This is a genomic window from Paenibacillus sp. FSL H3-0333 (assembly GCF_038002805.1).
In the GTDB taxonomy this organism is placed as follows: domain Bacteria; phylum Bacillota; class Bacilli; order Paenibacillales; family Paenibacillaceae; genus Paenibacillus_AQ; species Paenibacillus_AQ silagei.
Genome location: NZ_JBBODG010000001.1, coordinates 2,082,435 through 2,098,991, shown reverse-complemented (window position 1 = coordinate 2,098,991; position 16,557 = coordinate 2,082,435). Strand labels below are relative to the sequence as shown.

General features: G+C 50.9%; 16 protein-coding genes. 1 reads left to right on the top strand and 15 read right to left on the bottom strand.

The window, feature by feature from the left end; genetic code table 11:
* Positions 1-6: 6 nt before the first annotated feature.
* From MHH78_RS09370 to MHH78_RS09325, 10 genes are all read right to left on the bottom strand, one after another.
* Positions 7-894: a carbohydrate ABC transporter permease gene (locus MHH78_RS09370; RefSeq protein ID WP_341167238.1), complete on the bottom strand. Its 888-nt coding sequence runs from the start codon at positions 892-894 to the stop codon at positions 7-9.
* A 33-nt stretch (positions 895-927) separates the two neighbouring features.
* Positions 928-1,815: a carbohydrate ABC transporter permease gene (locus MHH78_RS09365; protein ID WP_341167237.1), complete on the bottom strand. Its 888-nt coding sequence runs from the start codon at positions 1,813-1,815 to the stop codon at positions 928-930.
* Between the two features lie 75 nt (positions 1,816-1,890).
* On the bottom strand, positions 1,891-3,192 hold the full coding sequence (locus MHH78_RS09360; protein WP_341167236.1) for an ABC transporter substrate-binding protein: 1,302 nt from the start codon (positions 3,190-3,192) through the stop codon (positions 1,891-1,893).
* A gap of 49 nt (positions 3,193-3,241) precedes the next feature.
* Positions 3,242-4,528: a glycoside hydrolase family 125 protein gene (locus tag MHH78_RS09355; RefSeq protein ID WP_341170300.1), complete on the bottom strand. Its 1,287-nt coding sequence runs from the start codon at positions 4,526-4,528 to the stop codon at positions 3,242-3,244.
* Between the two features lie 249 nt (positions 4,529-4,777).
* Positions 4,778-5,941 (bottom strand): GntR family transcriptional regulator, encoded by a 1,164-nt coding sequence (locus MHH78_RS09350; RefSeq protein ID WP_341167235.1) that lies wholly within the window; start codon positions 5,939-5,941, stop codon positions 4,778-4,780.
* A 248-nt stretch (positions 5,942-6,189) separates the two neighbouring features.
* Entirely contained in the window at positions 6,190-6,456 is a 267-nt protein-coding gene (locus MHH78_RS09345; RefSeq protein WP_076079418.1) for a hypothetical protein, read from the bottom strand.
* Between the two features lie 129 nt (positions 6,457-6,585).
* Complete coding sequence (locus MHH78_RS09340; protein ID WP_341167234.1) at positions 6,586-6,918, bottom strand: DUF3139 domain-containing protein; 333 nt, start codon at positions 6,916-6,918, stop codon at positions 6,586-6,588.
* 295 nt (positions 6,919-7,213) lie between these two features.
* Positions 7,214-7,993 (bottom strand): SDR family NAD(P)-dependent oxidoreductase, encoded by a 780-nt coding sequence (locus MHH78_RS09335; protein ID WP_341167233.1) that lies wholly within the window; start codon positions 7,991-7,993, stop codon positions 7,214-7,216.
* Between the two features lie 116 nt (positions 7,994-8,109).
* Positions 8,110-8,427 (bottom strand): hypothetical protein, encoded by a 318-nt coding sequence (locus MHH78_RS09330; RefSeq protein WP_341167232.1) that lies wholly within the window; start codon positions 8,425-8,427, stop codon positions 8,110-8,112.
* A gap of 657 nt (positions 8,428-9,084) precedes the next feature.
* Positions 9,085-10,272, bottom strand: a complete 1,188-nt coding sequence (locus tag MHH78_RS09325; protein WP_341167231.1) for a hypothetical protein — start codon at positions 10,270-10,272, stop codon at positions 9,085-9,087.
* 237 nt (positions 10,273-10,509) lie between these two features.
* On the opposite strand from MHH78_RS09325, the gene MHH78_RS09320 reads away from it, so the two are divergent.
* Complete coding sequence (locus MHH78_RS09320; RefSeq protein ID WP_341167230.1) at positions 10,510-10,689, top strand: hypothetical protein; 180 nt, start codon at positions 10,510-10,512, stop codon at positions 10,687-10,689.
* A 72-nt stretch (positions 10,690-10,761) separates the two neighbouring features.
* Here MHH78_RS09320 and MHH78_RS09315 read toward each other — a convergent pair whose 3' ends face one another.
* From MHH78_RS09315 to MHH78_RS09295, 5 genes are all read right to left on the bottom strand, one after another.
* The gene (locus tag MHH78_RS09315) at positions 10,762-11,658 is read right to left on the bottom strand and encodes a sugar phosphate isomerase/epimerase family protein (protein WP_341167229.1); all 897 of its coding nucleotides are present in this window, start codon (positions 11,656-11,658) and stop codon (positions 10,762-10,764) included.
* 43 nt (positions 11,659-11,701) lie between these two features.
* Entirely contained in the window at positions 11,702-12,724 is a 1,023-nt protein-coding gene (locus MHH78_RS09310; protein WP_076079409.1) for a LacI family DNA-binding transcriptional regulator, read from the bottom strand.
* Positions 12,725-12,789: 65 nt separating this feature from the next.
* Positions 12,790-14,364, bottom strand: a complete 1,575-nt coding sequence (locus MHH78_RS09305; protein ID WP_341167228.1) for a DUF3502 domain-containing protein — start codon at positions 14,362-14,364, stop codon at positions 12,790-12,792.
* A gap of 77 nt (positions 14,365-14,441) precedes the next feature.
* Positions 14,442-15,338, bottom strand: coding sequence for a carbohydrate ABC transporter permease (locus MHH78_RS09300; protein ID WP_341167227.1), 897 nt, complete (start codon positions 15,336-15,338; stop codon positions 14,442-14,444).
* Positions 15,339-15,365: 27 nt separating this feature from the next.
* Positions 15,366-16,301, bottom strand: a complete 936-nt coding sequence (locus MHH78_RS09295) for an ABC transporter permease (protein ID WP_340950604.1) — start codon at positions 16,299-16,301, stop codon at positions 15,366-15,368.
* Positions 16,302-16,557: the final 256 nt, after the last annotated feature.

Here is a 16,557-nt window from a genome sequence, read left to right as displayed (position 1 = left end):
GCTGACTTAGCCTTTGATGCCACTGAAGGCAATCCCCTGTACAAAATAACGCTGCAGCGCCAGGAACAGCACCAGTATCGGCAGAATCGCCACCAGCGCCCCGGCCATCATCGGCCCGTAATCCGTCTGAAAATTATAAGAAAAAGCCTGCAGGCCCATCTGAATCGTCGCCTTGTCCGGATCATTCAGCACAATCATCGGCCACAGGAAGCTGTTCCAGCCGGCCTGGAAGGTGAAGATGCTCAAGGTCGCCAGCGCCGGGCGGGTAAGCGGCAGATAAATCCGCCAGAAAATTTTAAATTCCCCGCAGCCCTCAATCCGGGCCATCTCCAGCATGTCGCTGGGGAGCGTCAGAAAAAATTGCCGCATGAAGAATACCGCGAAGCTCCCAGATGCCCCGGGCAGAATGATGCCCCAGAAGGAGTTCATCAGCCCGTTGCCGCCCCCGCCCAAAAGATCATTACCCCCGGCAAACGGAATATGGCGCATCACATACACTGTCGGGATCATGGTCACAATGCCGGGAATCATCATTGCCGCCAGCAGCACGCGGAACACCGGCTTGTTCAGCCTGAATCTCAGCTTCGCAAAGGCATAGCCGCTAAGCGATCCGAAAAACAGGTTAGCCAGGACGCCCGACACAGCAAGCACGAGCGAATTCCAGAAGAATAAAGCAAATGGCACCGTTGAAAAGGCTTTGCGGTAATGCTCGAAGGTCAGATGCTGCGGAAACCACTGAATCGGCATTGCAAAGATCTCATCATCCGGCTTGAGTGAGGTTAGCAAACTCCAGTAGAATGGCAGAAACATAACAACCGCTATAAGGATACATACAATATAGAAAATGAGCTTGTAGAGGCCCTGCTTCAAGGCCGAACCGCCAGTAACACCCATCCTGCAAACCTCCTTTTCCTGGACAAGCTGCCCCTAAATGATCGATTCCTCCGCTTTGGAGACCCGCATATTAATCAGCGAGAAAATAAGAATGGCTACAGCAAGCACAAAAGCCTGCGCCGAGGCATAGCCCATTTGCAGCTGGTTGAAGCCCTGCTGATAGATTAGGTAGACCGGAGTCTTCGTCACATTGGCCGGACCGCCCTGCGTCAGCACAAAGGCCTGGTCAAACAGCTGCAGCGCACCGATTATCGCCATCGTACTGACCAGGAAGGTCGTTGGCCGCAGCTGCGGCCAAGTGATGTAGCGGAAGCTGGCCCATTTGTTCGCCCCGTCCAGCCGTGCCGATTCATAGAGATAATCCGGGACCCCCTGCAGACCGGCCAGATAAATAATCATATTGGAGCCGACCGATTGCCAGAGAGTGAGCATTACAATGGACAGCATCGCCGTGCTTGTCTCGGACAGCCAGGCAGGACCGGTAATGCCCACATAGGACAACAAGCCGTTCACCAGACCGAATTCCGGATGCAGCAGCCAGATCCATACGGTTGCCGCTGCTACAGCCGAGGTCAGCGTGGGCAGATAATAGAAGGTGCGGAACAGCTTGACGCCCCGCCACGCCCTGCTCAGCAGCATGGACAGCAGGAGGGAAATGATAATATTCAGCGGAACAAAAATAATCGAGTAGAAGAACACATTCTTGAATGTCTTCCACAGCAGACTGTCTTCCATCAGGCGGCGGTAGTTGTCCAGGCCGACCCAGTCATTCTGGCTTAGTACATCATAGTTGGTGAAGCTTAAATACAGGGCCATCACTACAGGAATCACTGTAAACACAGTGAACAGCAGCACCGTTGGCGTAATGAATACATAAGCCGTCCGGGCTTCGTGCCGTTCCACTTTTCTCATGGAAACCATACAACTCCCCCTCTCATCCTCCGGCAAGGTTCCATGGCAGCAGGGAGGCGCTGCCTCCCTACGGTACAGGGCAGACTATTTAACGACTGCGTTATCCTTCAGCATCTTGTCGCCTTGTTCCTGAGCCTTCTTCAGCGTGTCTTCAATGCTCTGCTTATTCTGCTGGTTCAGCTGAAGATTAGGCGCAAGCGCATCGGTCTCCATTACGGAATAGCCGGGATGAGTCGGGCGGATTTTGGCGAATTCCAGCGTATCCAGGAACGGCTTCCACTGCGGGTCATCCTGGAAAAACGGATCTTCCATCGAAGGCTTGAAGCCCGGAAGATTCAGGCTGGTCTTGGCCCACATCAAGGCATTTTCCTTGTTGGCGGTCCACCATTTAATGAATTCCCATGCCTCATCATGATGCTTGGAGCCCTCCGGAATCACGAGTCCGAATCCGCCCATCACGCTGCCCTTGTCTCCGTTCGGCCCGGCAGGAGGCGGTACAATGCCATATTCGAGATCTTTACCGTATTTGTTATAGGTACTGAGCATCCAGGGGCCGGAATAGAGCATGGCAACCTTGCCTGTAACGAAGGCATCCTGCCCTTCGCCAAGCCCCAGCTCAAAGCCAACCTTATACACCTTGTCTTTGTTCATCAGGCGGTCCCAGAATTCCAGCACCTGTCTGCCCTGCTCATTATTGAAATTGGTCTTGCCGTCCTCCGTAAGCATCTGGCCGCCCGCCTGCTGGAGATACATATTGAACAGGCCAAGATCGCCCATGGAGAAGCCTGCCACCTCCAGCTTGTCGCCGTTCCACTTGGTCAACTTGGCGGCAGCCTGCTCCAGTTCATCCCAGGTAGCCGGAGGCTGAAGCTCTGCATCGTCCAGCAGCTTCTTATTGTAGAATAAGGCCCGGGCATCAACGGTCAGTGGAAGTCCGTATAACTTATTGTCATGGGAGAGCTCAGTCAATGACTCGCTGTAGAAATCATCCTTTGAAATGCCGTCACGTGTTAAGTACTCATCCACCGGATGCAGCACGTTCTTGGGAGCATACAGCGAGGTCCGCCAGCGGTCCCAGAACAGCACATCGGGAGCACCGCCATTCGTAGCCGCCGTCAGGAATTTGGTGATCATATCCTGCTGCAGCACATATTTCACATGAATCTTGTCTTGTGATTTGTTGAAGGCATCCACCATGGTCTCGAACTGCTTCTGGCCTTCACCGCCCCAGTCGCCCCAGAACGTAAGCTCCGTCTTCTTCCCGCTGCTGCCGCTTCCGTCTTTGCCGTCATTTGCAGGGCTTTCTTTTCCCGAATTGCCGCTGCAGCCAGCCGCCAAGGCAGCGACCATCATCACCGAAAGTGCCGTAACCCATCCTTTTCTCATTGCTTCATCCCCTTAATTTGTATTTGTCTGTTATAGGAGCCAACGCTGCTCAGCCTCGCTTCACCTCAATTCCGCAGCGCATAAGCAGCAGCTCGCAGAACATCATATTGGCCCAGGAGAACCAGGGTCTGGTATACCTCTGCGGATCATCCGCATGAAAAGCCTCATGCATGAATCCGGTCCCGGCATCCGTCTGTTCCAGCAGCTCAAGCAGAGCCTCCTGCTCCTCCCTCTTCCCGGAGGTCATGCCCTGAACCGCCAAGGCGATAGGCCATATATAATGCGGAGGGGTATGCGGACTTCCAATACCCGCTGCGGCTTTGCCTTCATAGAAATAAGGATTGGTCCGGCTTAAAATAAGCTTGCGGGTGTTGAGATACACCGGATCATCTGCAGGCGCATAGCCAAGGTAAGGAATGGACAGCAGGCTGGGCACATTGGCGTCATCCATAAGGTTCACCCCTCCCAGGCCATCGGTCTCATAGGCGTAGACCGGGCCATATTCAGGATGCTGCACAATGCCATGCCGCCGGATCCCCCCGTCAATCTGCTCAGCCAGATCTTCCGCCGCCTGTGCAAGCTCCAGGTTGCCAAGCACATCAGATGCGATTTCGCTGACGTACCGCAGGACAACGACGGCGAACATATTGGCAGGCACCAGGTAACCGTATTCGCAGGCATCATCACTTGGGCGGAAGCCTGACCAGGTCATTCCGGTATAGGCGGTTATAGAACCTTTGCCGTCGCGGACAAGTGTATCGGTTGGCACACAGTTCACGCGTTCAAAAACATAATCGGAACCGCTCTCATGATTCTGCTCCCTGATCCACAATTTAATAATCTGCCACACTCCGGCTTCAAACGCTGAATTGAACTGCGTGACCCGCCCGGTGTTTTTCCATAGCAGATAGCTTAGCTGAATGGGATAGCAGAGGGAATCGATTTCGTATTTCCGTTCCCAAATCCATGGACTCATCATCGTCTTGTCTTCCTGGTGACCCCGTCCATCCGCTTCCCGGTTGAATGCATTCGCATAGGGATCAAGGGCAATATAGGCGAATTGCTGTGCGATAAGCCCTTCAATCATGCCAGCGATTTCTTCATCCCCGGAGGCTGGGATCAGGAAGGGACGGACTTGTGCGGTGGAATCCCGCAGCCACATGGCCGGTATATCACCGGTAATGACAAAGGTTGTTCCATCCGGGTTGCGCTGTATCGTTGTGTTCCAGGTATTGAGCATACACTGTTCAAACATATCTGCCAGGTGCGGATGGCTGGGCAGTTTTTGACGTACACGGCCAGCCAGCTCCTGCAGGGAATCAGGTGTTTCCTTCATCGCTTTCAATCGGAATGACCTCCTCTGTAATTAATGAAGCGCTTTCACAAATGAGTATATTGGCATGTAAATGATATGTCAATATGTATTTTTAGATAATAATATATTAATATATGAAATACACTGATATTGACTAGACTAGGCTAACTTGCAAGCTTAAGCTTCAGGCCGGAAACAGATCACTTTGGACACAGCAAAAAAACCCATCCGGCGGAATGTCCGGCGGAATGGGTTCTCGGATTATAACAGCTAGTTGTTACGGGCAGGGCCGGTCGAATTCCCGGGAACCAGCTCAGCCTCCAGCATCACCTTATGGGGAACCGCTTGGCCGTTCATAATACTGAGCACATTCTCCAGGGCCATCCGGCCCATCTCCTCTTCATTCTGCCGCATATGGGTGAAGGCATACCCGCTGCCCAGATGAGTCGGCGGACTGTCGAAGCATATAATGGAGATATCCTCAGGGATACGCAGTCCCAGACGTTCCACCGCAGTCTTCGCGAGCAGCGCGATATTGTATTCAATGGCAAATAACGCCGTGATTGACGGATGGCTCTGCAGATGGGCTACCAGCCGCGAGATGTCCCGTTCAATATTATCTGTATTAAAAAACTTCGGCAGCGTCGAGGTCAAATCGCTGACCCACAGCTCCTTGTCAACCACGACTCCCCGCTGGGCATGGGCCTGAATGGAGCCTTCAATCCGGTCCTCAACCGCAGTGGTGTCCACGGGAGGCGGAGACAGAAACGAAATATGCGTATGCCCGAGGTCAAATAAATACTCCGTCGCTTCAAGGGCCGCCTGCAGATTATCGGTGCTGATGGAGGCCGCAGCTACTCCTTTTAGATGTCTGTCTACCAGCACAAGCGGAAAACGTCCGATGACCAGCTTCAGAATTTCCGCATTGAAATACTCGCCCTGGGCCGGGAAAATAATCAGACCGTCCACACCCAGATTCAGCAGCTTCTGGATCGCCTGCTCTTCATTCTCCGGAACCCCGAAGGTTCTGCGCAGCACCAGAAAGCAGTCATTATCACGCGAGGCCTGCTCCATCCCGTAGATCAGCCCCGTCCCGTAGCTGTTGCCAAAGTCCGTGATGATTAGGCCGATTGTTTTCTCATTGGCACGAATATTCTTCACAGCCGGGGCTGTAAGGCTCATCCCCGGGTCTGGCTGCTCAGCGGAACCATCGGCCACGAACGAGCCGCGGCCGGGCTTACGGACGATCAGCCGTTCGGCGGCAAGCATCTCAAGTGCTTTTTTGCTGGTTATGCGGCTGACACTATAGGTCTCGGCCAGCTCTTTCTCGGAAGGAACCCGCTCGCCGGGTTTATAAGCCTCTGTAAGGATGCTCTCCTTCACTTCATCAAAGATCTTCTCATACATCGGCTTGGAAGAGGTTGATTCAGTCATAACGTTCCTGGTCCCCTGACGTTCATTTTTCGGTATCATACATAATAATATATCATGATATATTAAAAATGTCGATCCGGGTCGGCTCATGAGCATTCTGATTCCTATTATTAACAGAATTCAATTGCCCGGTTGTTCCGAAGACTAATGTAGCCCACTTTCTGCTTACAACAAAAAACCGCAGCAGGAGTGATTTGTCCCGTCTGCGGGTGTTCGGGTAGTATCGGTTCTTCCAAGATCAGGATGAGCTAGAAGCTGCGGCTGTCCTGAACATGAATATAATTAACGCCTTGCGCAGTCAGTTTAGAGCCGCTTGTATTCGCGACGCGGACCGCCTTCTTACCTTTACCGCTGAGGGAGAAGCTGATGTTATTCGCCAGTTTGTTCTCCACAATCTGTTCGAGTGCACTGTGGAAGCCCCCGACCGTCACACCCTCCAGGTTCTCCAGTACCGGTTCTTTGCCCTCTTCAATCGTCTTGAGAATTTGATAAATTAACGACTTGCTTCCGTCCATCCTGATTCGCCTCCTGCATCTATTGTGAGCGTTTACACAACACTAGCCTTACATGCGAACTTTTCACTCTGTATATCTATTCTTTTATTCGACAACACAGACCTTTTACCTCTTATTGGAATCTAATCTTCAATAAAAAGTCTCATCTATATGTCCTCCGCTCATGCTGCTGACTCCGACTAGTCTAAACACTCCATTCACTTTGGCATAGGTATAGTTCTGATTAGGTTCATCCTTATAGCGTACCACCGCTTCATAATCGCCCGATTTCAAGCTATAGACCCCTCGGATCTCTTGAATATCTGCTTCGGGATACGCTCTGGTATGAATCAGGTATGCTCTGACCTCATTAGCGATGTGACTTCTTTTATAGGGTAATCCCGTTAGCGACAGGTAGATCCCTCCTGCTACAACAACGAGTACCAGCAGAGCTATTATCGTCCCCCGGTTAGTAAGCCTCATGCGGATAACCTCCATTCAAAGATAGGATTTTAGCTCAGAGTGAGAATAACATATTTTTACATGTTTCAATTCATTTTATCACACTGGTGAATGCCGGCAAACATACATTTCGGACTACTCATATACTCTTTCAGCTTGCGTCCGGTGAAATCAGTGAACTCCCACTCTTTTTGCCCTTGCTTCACTCTTAACGCAAAAAAGCACCCCTCAAGGTGCTTCCTGCCACTCTTTCTGCCACTCTTTCTGCCACTCTTTCTGCCACTCTTTCTGCCACTCTTCCCGCCACTCTGCATCCTTATGCGTTCTGGCGGTATACCGGTGCGCCCAGCGGCGAGCTGCCTGCACCGCCGTCTACGGCGATATCTGCGCCTTGGATATATGACGAATCCTCGGAGGCCAGGAACAGCGCTACCTTAGCGATCTCTTCGGGTACACCCGCGCGGCCCAGCGGAATTGACAGTGCCATGCCTGCCTCGACCTGCTTCCAGTTATCCATCGCCGACTCTCCCCAGATCGGAGTGCGCGTTACGCCGGGCGCGATGTTGTTGACCCGGATGCCCAGCGGAGACAGCTCGGAAGCCAGCACCTTCGTCATGCTGCTGACCGCTCCCTTGCTGGCGGCATAGGCAGAATTGCCGGGTCTTCCGGCCTTGGCTAACACGGAGCCAGTCAGAATGACGGAGGCTCCGGCCTTCAGATGAGGCAGTGCAGCCTGGACGGTGAAGAAGGTACCGGTCACATTGATCCGGAGCACTTCCTCGAAGGTGGCAAGCTCTGTGCTGCCCAGCGGTGTATAGCCCGCGATTCCTGCATTCGCATAGACCACATCCAGTCTGCCGAAGGCCTCTATTGCTGCATTCACAGCCTTCACCGCACTCTGCGGATCAGTCGCATCCGCCTGGACAGCAACTGCATGCTCCGCACCCAGCTCTTCTACCGCCGCCTGCAGGGATACCGGATTACGGCCGGTTATGACCACTCTTGCGCCTTCCGCCACAAATAGCCTGGCACTAGCCAGCCCTATCCCGCTATTTCCTCCAGTAATCAATGCAACTTTCCCGTCAAGCTTCCCCATCGTTAACACTCCTCATCTGCTTCATTTGAGACCGTTCGTTCTACTATAGTCAAAAAAATAATCTGCCTCGTACCAGCATATTAGCACATTCGAGAACGATCAGTAAAGTATTATTTTTACCGGACGTTCTCGAATAGCATCAGCCTTGCAAAAAGCAGAAAATATCCCCCAATCCACAGCAGTGCCCCTATCATGATGAAGATTCCTATGTACCCCGCCCAGCCTGGCGGTTTCCTTGTGTACTTCAACAGAAGAAGCAACGCAACAACCAAAACCGCAGAGGGGATGCCTAATATCTGGAGCAGCATTATATTTACAACATCCAGGATAAACCCTTGGCTGAACCCCGGGCTCGTCAGCAGGACAAAGAGAGCCAAGCCTACAATGTTCACCACAATAGCGCTGATCCAAAGTATTCTCACAGGTCTAATCATGCTTCACCCCCTATGCTATCCCATTACCCGCTAGTCACAAGTATTACACCAAAGCAAACGTTATTCTCCACAATACCTGTCCTTCTGCTGCACCACAATAGAAACGATACCGTCCATTTAAAAGGACGGTATCGTTTCAGCCGAACACAACGTATGCTGTTTTTCGCATACATTCAGGCCGGGCCTGCTTGCGAGCACCGAATGTAATCGAAAAACCGATTACAATGGGACGGCGAGCGGCGCGTAGACCGAATGTAATCGAAAAACCGATTACAATGGGACGGCGAGCGGCGCGTAGACCGAATGTAATCGAAAAACCGATTACAACGGGACGAGGAGCGGCACGTGGGCCAAATGTAATCGAAAAACCGATTACAACGGGACGGCCAGCGGCGCGTAGACCGAATGTAATCGAAAAACCGATTACAATGGGACGGCGAGCGGCGCGTGGGCCGAATGTAATCGAAAAACCGATTACAACGGGACGGCGAGCGGCGCGTGGGCCGATTGCTCCTATTACAACAAGCAAGACGGGCCCGCCCCCATAGGGAGAAGACCCGTCTTTGTCTTTGCCTTTGACCTTCGTCATTTGTCTTTTGTCATTCATCTTCGTCATTCATTCTTTCCTGCGTCATTCGCCATTATCTTACGGATAACCTACCGCCCTGCCGTCTCAAAAGAAAACTTGGCTGTCCAGGTAGCACCTGCATCCTTCGTTACATAAAGTGTCGAGCTGTTCAGGTCTCTCACTGCAAGCCAGCCTTGATTATGATCGGTGAACGAGATGATTCCCCCGAATCCGGGAACCGCCTTCTGATTCTTCCAGCTCCGGCCGTTGTTCTTGGTAAACCCAACGCCCACTTCTTCCGCCGCCGGCTGGTAACCTGTCAGGAAAGCCGTTGTCTTGCCGATCAGCACCATATTGCCGGGGGTACCCGAAGCAGGGCCCTTCTTCGCTACGGCTGCGCCGCTGCCCGGAGCCGGACCGCCGCCTGCGGTCTCCTGGGCAATCACCCGGGTCCAGCTGCCGCCGGAGTTAGAGCTGCCGTAGAGGGAATAAGAGGTCTGCGACATGCCGGCCCCGCCGTACAGCAGCGCATACACCTGACTGCCCTTGGCGTAGATCTGTCCATAATTCGCCTCAGGGGTGGAGGCGCTAAGTACCTGCTTCCAGGCTGCTCCGCCATTAGTTGTCTTCATTACCCGATAGCCGCTCCCCGGAACAACTACCACAGCCCAGCCGTTATTCCGGCTGGTGAATTCCGCACCGCGTGTGTTGGCAGGCGTCTTGATCAGACTCCAGCTCTCTCCGCCATCCTTCGTATAATATGTAGATGCGCGGTTGTAGCCGAAGCCCTGGCTGCTGTCCAAGAACTCTATCCGTTCAAAGGTTACTGCCTGGTTCGACAGCCTTGTCCAGGTAGAGCCGCCGTCTGCCGTTCTTAACAGATATTTAGCCTGTCCGTCCTTAACAGCGGCAAGCGCCCAGCCGTGAACATTATCCGGGAAATCAATCTGCTGGAAGCTCCACTGTCCTTCATAGATCTTTTGGAAATGGCAGCCGCCGTCCGAGGTTCCAATCAGGAAGCCGTTCCCGGCTGCGCGCCCGATATTCGCGTTCAGAAACTCCACATCCGAGAAGGTAAGCGGAATGCTGTCAGCTCCGCTATGTGCCTTTTGCAAATCCTGAAGCAGTCCGTGATCTCCAGTCCCGCAAGCCGGTGCCGCGGCCGAAGCTGCCGCCGCCTGAACCGGGAAAGCCGCCGCTCCCCAGCCTGACAGGGTAAGCAGACCTGCGGTAAGAAGAGTTACGGTTATCTGCTGTAATCTGGTCGTTCTATTCATCGGTAACACCTCCTACATATATATACCCTCTCCACAGAATGCCACTCCGAAGGCATATGAATATTGTAACCAGAGCTTCTGATTCACATTATAATAATCTATCCGAAAATCTATCCGAATGTAAATAAGAAATGGTACAAAACTGTAACCATTTTTGCTGTTAAAATCTCCTATTCGTGTTTAATAATAAGTACAGAGATTTACAAGCATACTGCATTCAAGGAGGAAGTGAACGCTATGATTAAACAGGATATTCAGCATGCACTTCTCTCCAATCTATGCCAGCGCGTGCATTTGATCAGCGGAGAAACGTACACCGGAGTATGCCAAATCGATCATTCCGCAAATGCACTGCATATTGAAACGAATAAAGGGACCTTCACCGTCCCCTATTGGACCATCAAACGATTCATCTAATCACATAACCACAACCAAAAAGACCTCAAGGCCACATCCGCAGATGTGAATCATGAGGTCTTTCTTGTATACTCATACAACCGGATTGGGTATCATACTGCCGCCCCGGCAATGCTTCAGGTAATTCAACGCATGGACCTGGCCTGTCATCTCCAGCTCGTCCCGGTAGACCGGATCATGCCAGCCTTCAATATCAATCGTGCCCTGATAGCCGCTCTGCCGGAGAATGGTGATAATATCCGTCCAGTTCGTATCCCCGAAGCCCGGCGTCCGGTCCCACACATAAGGCTTCGGACCATGAATTCCGTACTCCTTGACTATGTCCCAGGCAATCGTCACATCCTTGCCATGGACATGGAAGATCTTATCCACCCATTTGCGCAGCTGCGGGATCGGATCAATCAGCGCGGTGAGCTGATGGGCAGGCTCCCATTCCAGCCCGAGATTGTCTGCCGTAACGGCGTTGAACATTTTCTCCCAAGCTGTAGGGTTATGGGCGATATTCCAGTCACCCTTCTGCCAGCTCCCGCCCATCGCACAGTTCTCAAAAGCAATCCGCAGACCCTTATCTGCCGCCCGCTTCGACAATTCGCCGAACACCTCGGCGAATCTCGGAAGCGATTCGTCAATCGACGAGCCGGGCAGCCGTCCGGTGAAGCCGCCAATAATGTCCGTCCCGAACAAGTGAGCGTGCTCAATCAGCTGCTCCCAGCCCGCCAAGGTGGCCTCCGTCTCAGCCTCCGGCCCGCCGCCAAGCGGATTACCATAGATCCCGACAGATGAGATCACGAAGTGATGTTCAGCAGCCAGCTCCCGAATCCGTGCCGCCGTCTCCACCAGATCGGTATCGCCAACCGTCTGCCAGAAATTCAGTTGAAAGGATTCGAAGCCATGCTCCACAATCTGCGGAATGACCTGGACGGCTTCGCCGCCGCGTACAAGCGTCCCTATTCTTAGTGAATCTTGCATGATTTTGTCAACTCCAGTTAGTTTTATAGTCAACGCCCTGCTGTTACCGGCCCTTAATCATCTTGCAAGAGCCACGCTTGAGCAATACCGCATCATAGACAATATGCTGATGGGAGGAATGTTTGGTAATCAGGTCGAACAGCACGCCCACACTGGACAGTGCCATTTCGGTGCCAGGCTGGCTGATCGTATCCAGCGCAGGATGATAGTATTCGGCCATCTCAATACCGTCGAAGCCGATGATCGAAATATCATCGGGGATAGATAAGCCTGCGGTAAGCACAGCTTTGGCCGCACCGATCGCAATCGTATCGGAGGCCGCAAAGATAGCAGTTACGGTTCTGTCGCGGTTCAGCAGTCTGCGTGCAGCGTTGAAGCCCGAGCTTGGACTGTATTCACAATCCTCTACGAATCCCGAATGATAAGGTATGTTATGTTCTTCCAGCGCCATCTTGTAGCCAAGAAGGCGGCGGCTGCCTGTGGTGTCTTCCAGTAAAGGAGATTTGGCGAGAAAGCCGATGTTTCGATGTCCAAGCGAAATTAAATATGAGGTTGCCTTATAAGCTTCCTTGGATTCATCGATCGTTACGCTTGAGAAGATGGACGGGTCCACTTCCTGTGAGGTAGTGATGGTCGTGAGTACGAATGGAACCGTTAACTGCTTGAATTTCTCTTCGGAGTGATTATAGGTACCGCCCATGAAAATGATTCCGCTAAGATTCTTCTCCTTCACCAGCTGAATGGCAGCGTTGATCTCATCGGTGCCGTCCTCTACCTGATGGATGAGAAACGGATAGCCGCGCAGATTGACCTGACGTTCAATCTCCTTAATCATAATGGAGAAAAACGGGTTAGTAATCCCTTTAACCATAAGTGCAATATTTTTGGATTGGGTTGTTTTCAGATTTCGGGCATTGGAATTGGGAATATAGTTATATTCCTTGACGACACTCAGAACCTTCTCCCGGGTGGCATCGCTCACCAGCCCCTTATTATTAATGACTCTGGATACTGTTGAGATGCCGACACCGGATATCCTCGCGATATCCTTAATGTTTACGTCCACTCTACTCCCCCATTTATAGGTAAGGGAGCTATAAAATATAGCTCCCCTGTAACCTATACATTCTTTTAGTTAACAGGTGTAAATTCTGCCAATTGTTTCTCTACTTCGGCAATGACCTTGTCAACTCCTGCTTTTTTCAGCTGATCGCGGTATTCTGCTACAGCCGTTTTTGGATCTTTATTTGTTTTACCCAGCATGAGCTGAATACCAAGCTGTGCATTCACGTTCGAGATTGAAGCAATTTCGGTAGTTACATTAGCCGGGTCGAAGCTGAAGCCGTTGTACGGATCATCGATCGCTTCTTTATCCCATGCAGCGAACAGGTCTTTACGGACCGGATTCTCAGTATCACTAGGAATCACGAACTTGTCGTTTCTGAGCGACCAAGCCGAGAAGCCGCCGCCGTCTGTTTTTTCATTGAAGCCTGCGGGCTGTTTCTTGACACCATCTTCAATAACGTAGTGCTTGCCTTCAATACCGTACTGCATCAGGTTGTAGTAGCTTTCATCCGTCATGAATTTCTCAATAACCATCAGAGAACGCTCTGGGTTAGAGGAGTTCGCACTGATGACTGTCGAGTTGTCTACACCCATCTTACGTTTGATTTTCTTGTTGGCTTCAGCAAAAGTATAGAAGGCTGTAGGAGAATTAGGCAGCGCCTTGATATCTCCGCCATACTGCCCGATCCAGTCCTGGGCATGAGTCAGATAACCCGCAGAGTTCGCGGCTCTGAAGTTGTCTTTGCTGCCGAGGGAAGCGGACAGAACGTCTTTGCCCCAGTAGCCCTTGTCGCCCCACTCACGCATTTTCACAGCCCAATCCTCGAATTCCTGAGTGAAGGCCGGATGGAATACAGTCTTGTAATCCTCTGGGCTCTTAGTGACCAGGTTCAATTCATTAAGCGAGATACCAGGTGCGTTCAGCCACATGCCTGTAGTATCTACGAGCATTCTGTACATGTTCTGTGCATCCTCAGCCTTACCGTTAATTGGTGGGAAGGATTCATTGGCAACCACATTATCCATGTATTTAACCATATCATCGATTGTCTTAATTTCAGTCATACCGTATTTCTTCAGCAGATCGGTACGATAAGCATAACCGGCAGGCGTATATTCGCTGAACAGACTCGGTACGCCGTAGATTTTGCCATCCACCTTCGTGTTCTGCCAGGAGGATTCTGGAATCTCCGCTTTCAGCTTAGGCGCTACCTTGTCCAGCATGTCGGTAATGTCAGTCAGCGCGCCTTCAGTAGCCAGGGTGTAGTAGGACACAGGAGCACCCGGAGAAGCATGCGACAGATCGAACGATTCGCCGGAAGCGAACAGCAGCGGATACTTGGTCGCTACGTCACCCCAGTCAATATATTTGATTTCAAGCGTAGTATTCAGATCGGCCTTAAGCTTCTTGTTAATCTCAGCCAGAATGTCTTTATTGGTAACTCCCTCACTGCCCCACAGGTAGTACGTCAGCTTCGCTTCCTTAGAAGTGTCTACGCCTCCGGAATTAGTGGAAGTGGATGGAGTGTTCGATGAGCCTGTATTTCCACCATTTGCATTATTGCTTGACGAACAAGCGGATAGCACTCCAGTAAGCATGAGGACAGCGGCTAGAGAAGAAGCAATCTTTTTACCTTTCATTCGGTAAGCCTCCCTTTTCTTTTCTATATTATGGTTTTTGCATCTATAACAAACACCCTACAATAAGCAGGCGTCCATTAACCCTTGACAGCACCGACCGTAAGACCGGTTACGAAGTAACGCTGAATGAATGGATACAGGAGAATGATCGGGCCTGTGGCCAGCACGGCTGTAGCCATTTTGATCGATTGGGTCGGCAGATCGGCTGTATTAATGACCGCCCCCGAGTTGATGAGACTGCCCATATTCGCCTGGTTGATCATGCGCTGCAGGAAGTACTGGAGCGGGAACTTGCTCTGAGTGTCCATGTACAGCATTCCGTTGTACCACTCATTCCAGAAGCCCAGTGCCGAGAACAGTCCGATCGTTGCCAGTGACGGAACCGCCAGCGGCATGAAGATCCGCCAGTAGATGCGGAAATCGCCTGCGCCGTCAATCGTCGCTGATTCATACAGGGAATCCGGGATCGCCTTCATGAAGTTACGCATCAGGAAGATCGACCACGCCCCTACCACCGCCGGCAGGATCATGGCGAACAGATTGTCCTTGAGGTGCAGATGCTTAACCATCAGAATGTAAGTCGGAATCAATCCTCCGCTGAACAAGGTGGTGAAATAGATCAGGAAGGAGAAGAAGTTACGGTATTTGAAATCCTTGCGGTTCAGGACAAATCCGGCCATGGACATCATGAACAGCCCGAGCACCGTACCGACGACTGTGATAAAGATCGTTACCTGATAAGCATCCACCAGCTTGGAGGAGTTACTGAGCAACAATTCATAGGCCTTGAAAGAAATCTCATTCGGAATCAGCTTGTACCCCTCGCGGATAATCTCCTGCTCATTCATGAAGGAGGATGAAATCATCAGCGCAAAAGGAAACACACAGAACAGGGCAAATACGGAGATGCAAATGTAGCTGATCACCTTAATGAAAATGCTGCCTGAATCCTGTTTAATAGTATTACTTGCCATATTAACACCCCTGTTTCTTATCTTGTCTTAGAACAACGCGCTGTCCGGTTCAACCTTGCGCACAATAAAGTTAACGACAAGCACCAGAACCAGACCGAATAAGGATTGGTAGAAGCCAACAGCAGCACCCATGGAGAAGTTAAATTGTCCCACGAGCGACCTGAAGACATAAGTATCTATAATATCCGTCTGCGGATACAGCACGGAGTTTGTTCCAATCAAATTGTAGAAGAGGTCGAATGAGCCTTTGAGAATTCCGCCCATACCGAACAGGAGGAGCAGAATGAAGGTTGGCTTCAGAATCGGCAGGGTCATATAACGGATACGCTGCCAGGTAGTGGCGCCGTCCATATAAGCTGCTTCATAGAGATCATGGTTAATTCCCGTAACGGCTGCCAGATAGACAATCATACCGTAACCGGTACTTGCCCAGATCTTGAACGCTACAATGATGTATTTCCAGATTCCAGCGTCGGAGTAGAACTCAATCTTGTCTAAGCCCGTACTGGTAAGCATCGTATTGATAAACCCGGAGTTGAAATTGAACAGGTTATACGCGAACACGCCGACGATAACCATCGAGATGAAATTCGGAAGCAGAATAACCGACTGGGAGATCTTCTTGAACCACTTGCCCGCAATCTCCGACAGCATGATGGCAAATACAATCTGGATGATGTTACCCAGTGCAAGGAACACCAGATTGTAGAGCAAAGTATTCTTGGTGATATTCCAGAGGTCTCCGTTCTGAATCAGGAACTCAAAATTCTTGAGTCCGATAAAGTCACTGCCAAAGATCCCTTTGTTGAGCTTGTAATCTACGAATGCAACGTACGCGCCAGGCATTACCGCATAATGAAACACAGCAAAATACACAATGACAGGCAGCAGCATGAGATACAGCACTTTGTTCTTCACTAATTCCCGGACAACATTTCCGCCCGATTGTACAAATCTTGCCAATGAACCCACCTCCAAATTAAACATTGCATTCCACTGCAACTAATTAAGCATTCTACTGCAACTAATTAACCCTTTTCGACCATATAGAAACGTTTCCATTATTTCTTTGTGTTTCCCCTTGCTCAGAGCATACTCCTTCCTTGTATACGCTGTCAAACATTTTTTATTTTTAAATAACAAGTAATAAAATTACATTTTGCTGTTCATAATAGATGAAAAGGCGTTTTTTTTATAGATAATTGACTTTTTTCAGTCA